Here is a 2,556-nt window from a genome sequence, read left to right as displayed (position 1 = left end):
TTTGTCACGGTAGTCACTGATGAGCTTCTCTACCAATGGCTCTAGCTCCACTGGAATTCTGATCGTCTTGGTTCGGTAAGGTGCTTTTTTGCCCCTTCCTCCCTTGGGAATGTTGGTCATCCATAAACCTCTAAGGAGTTTACAGATTTATCATAGCATAAACTTCTAAGGAGTTTAATAAGGTAACTCAGAATCATCAAATGGCGTATCGTCTGGCTCTATGTCACCTTGGTCTATCAGCTCATCATAGGTCTTGACCTTCACATATCGGCCTAGGGCGTTTACCCATTTGAAACTTACTTCTTCTAGGTCGCCTGCTTCTGGCTCTTTATCCTCATCATTGATATTAACTAGGTCACCATTTTCTGCTTCTTCTAGTTCCCTACCTATCTCCTTGAGAACGCCACGGTATTCTACCCGTCGCATCTTATATAACTGTTCAGTTATTTGTTTTAAAAAGAGGCTGTTGGCTTCTTTATCTTCACAGCCTTCACCGATTAAATCTTGTTCCTTGACGGTATATTTCAAGGTTTCACAAATGGCTGATATCATCCCACTGGTATCGGTGGCATTATCTTTAGAAAACTCATCAGCAGTGGGGATAAGCTTCTGCCCTTTTTTGCACTTGACGGTCTGGACATTGACCATTGGGTCATAGTCCACCCGTGCCGACCGTCGCCACATCTCACGCCATTCTGAGTGCTTGAGATAGTTTCTTGTGAAGTAAGAAGCCTTGACCATGCCGACCACATGGAGGTGAGGATGTACTTCATCTGTCGGTTCCACACGGATCGCCGTGTTGTGTTGTTGCTGGTAGTGATAAATCCATTTTGAGCCATGCCTGCCCAAGAATTTCCCCGTAAATGCGTCATAGCAATCCCAGGAGCGCGTCACTTCCACTGATTTGACGCAACCCTCCATTGGGAACTTTGAGAGCTTAGAGAGCCTGTTAAAGGCCGTATTTAGCTTTTTGACTTCTGATCGGAGGGCTGACAGCTGACAATTCTTGAGGGTGAAGGTCAGAAAAATCCATCTATGCGTAGGAAACTGCTCCTGAACCATTGGCAGGATAGACAGGAATTTTGCCCTCCATTTAAGGCTTCTTCGCCATTGGCACATGGGACAGTTGGGGGATTTACAGAATCTGGCTTCGACAAGCTTAAGCCGTTCTTGACCTTGGACAAAACGCAACCAGGCACCACACCTCTCAATTTTGGTTGCCATTTTGCCAAAGTAGACCAGCTGGTTCCCTGACAGAAAGCCTTCATACCCGTCGCCTGTATCCAGTTGGTACAGTTCAGCTACCTCCACAGCTGCTGATTTATGGCTGTCAAAGCTTGAGTCAGCAGGGGATAGAGCGGTAAGATAGGACTTATCTAAGTCCTGTGAATCTTTTGTTCTAGGCATTGTGAAGCCCTCTAACTATTGGTTGTGGAAGTGTGGTAACTCCCATCATAGTCAGGGGGCTTCTACGCTGTCAATAAACTTGAAACGCTTGTGTCGCTTCGCTTCTGGCGTTTCTTCTGGCCTGAAAGTTGTGCCTATATAATCAAGATAAGGAAAAGGCAGGTTTTTTGCCCTGGGAGAATTCCTATCTACAGGCGGGTTAGTGTACCTGTGTGAAACCTGCACAACCCCTTAAGGGCTTGATTAGATCGCACAAATTTCAAAAAATGTGTTATGGGAGCGTGAGAGTTATGACGGGAACAAGGGGGCGATCGCCACGTTGCCAGAAGTAGCCATGCCCATTTTTGACCAGTCAGTCAAAAATAGATTTTCTGGTTTATGCCCTTCTGGTGAGTGCCAAGGGCAGAGCAATGAGTTTTCTAAAGGTAATCCACCGGGTAGGCCAAAATCAGAATCCCTGGGTCTGCCTTACTCACTTCAGGACTATGACCCAGGGACTCCGTGGTTATTACCTTTCCTACGTTGCCCTCCGGCAGAGCGTATTGCTTCAATAATAACCGCTATTTTCTAACAGGTCAATTTAGGTTCTATCTCAGCAAAATCATCTTCAAACATCTCGATAAGGCTGAGTAAATCTGCTTGATAAAGGCCGATAAGGTAGCCAACTTTCCCTGGTATTGGGTCGTCATTGGCAGGGCGACTATCTAGCAGACACAGGGCAGAATCAAGGAGGACGGTGGAGTCCTTCAAACGGTCTAATAAGTCTACAAGTAAAACGGCTGATTTCTCGCGGTATGCCATGAGTTTTCTAAAGGTAATGGTTACAGATTTATTATATCTTCATTCCCTCCATAAATACCTCTAAGGAGTTTTTCTATTGTTTCCTGTTTGGATTTTTTTGCCCTCATCAACTTCTTGGCTAATTCTAAAGCTTCATTGAAGGGCAACGGCTCATCACTGCTAGGGGCTTCTCCAGTGAGCAATGTTTCCCTGTAGTCGCTGACGAGCTTCTCAATGGCAGGCTCTAAGTCAACAGGCACCCAAACAGCCTTGCTCTTATAGGGGGCTTTCTTCCCACGGCCTCCCTTGGGGACATTAGCCATGGTTGCTTTCTCCCTCCATTGACTTGGTAGAGCTTCCTCCCATTAC

3 protein-coding genes are annotated in these 2,556 nt (G+C 46.0%); all 3 read right to left on the bottom strand.

Annotated features, from left to right (window positions below):
* Positions 1 to 174: 174 nt before the first annotated feature.
* The 3 genes from AACR41_RS00180 to AACR41_RS00170 all read right to left on the bottom strand — a co-directional run bounded on the left by AACR41_RS00180 (position 175) and on the right by AACR41_RS00170 (position 2,510).
* A complete protein-coding gene (locus tag AACR41_RS00180) occupies positions 175 to 1,407 on the bottom strand; it encodes a protein rep (protein ID WP_030008334.1) in 1,233 nt (410 codons plus the stop codon).
* 567 nt (positions 1,408 to 1,974) lie between these two features.
* Positions 1,975 to 2,208, bottom strand: a complete 234-nt coding sequence (locus AACR41_RS00175; RefSeq protein WP_030008333.1) for a hypothetical protein — start codon at positions 2,206 to 2,208, stop codon at positions 1,975 to 1,977.
* Positions 2,209 to 2,228: 20 nt separating this feature from the next.
* Positions 2,229 to 2,510: a hypothetical protein gene (locus AACR41_RS00170; RefSeq protein ID WP_030008332.1), complete on the bottom strand. Its 282-nt coding sequence runs from the start codon at positions 2,508 to 2,510 to the stop codon at positions 2,229 to 2,231.
* Positions 2,511 to 2,556: the final 46 nt, after the last annotated feature.

It is taken from the genome of Picosynechococcus sp. NKBG042902 (assembly GCF_963864045.1).
Lineage (GTDB): Bacteria > Cyanobacteriota > Cyanobacteriia > Cyanobacteriales > MRBY01 > MRBY01.
This window is presented reverse-complemented; position numbering and strand designations above follow the sequence as displayed.

Bases quoted from the DNA above. Each gene is read 5' to 3' on its own strand.
- AACR41_RS00180 (WP_030008334.1), bottom strand. From the start codon at position 1,407: ATGCCTAGAACAAAAGATTCACAGGACTTAGATAAGTCCTATCTTACC.
- AACR41_RS00175 (WP_030008333.1), bottom strand. From the start codon at position 2,208: ATGGCATACCGCGAGAAATCAGCCGTTTTACTTGTAGACTTATTAGAC.
- AACR41_RS00170 (WP_030008332.1), bottom strand. From the start codon at position 2,510: ATGGCTAATGTCCCCAAGGGAGGCCGTGGGAAGAAAGCCCCCTATAAG.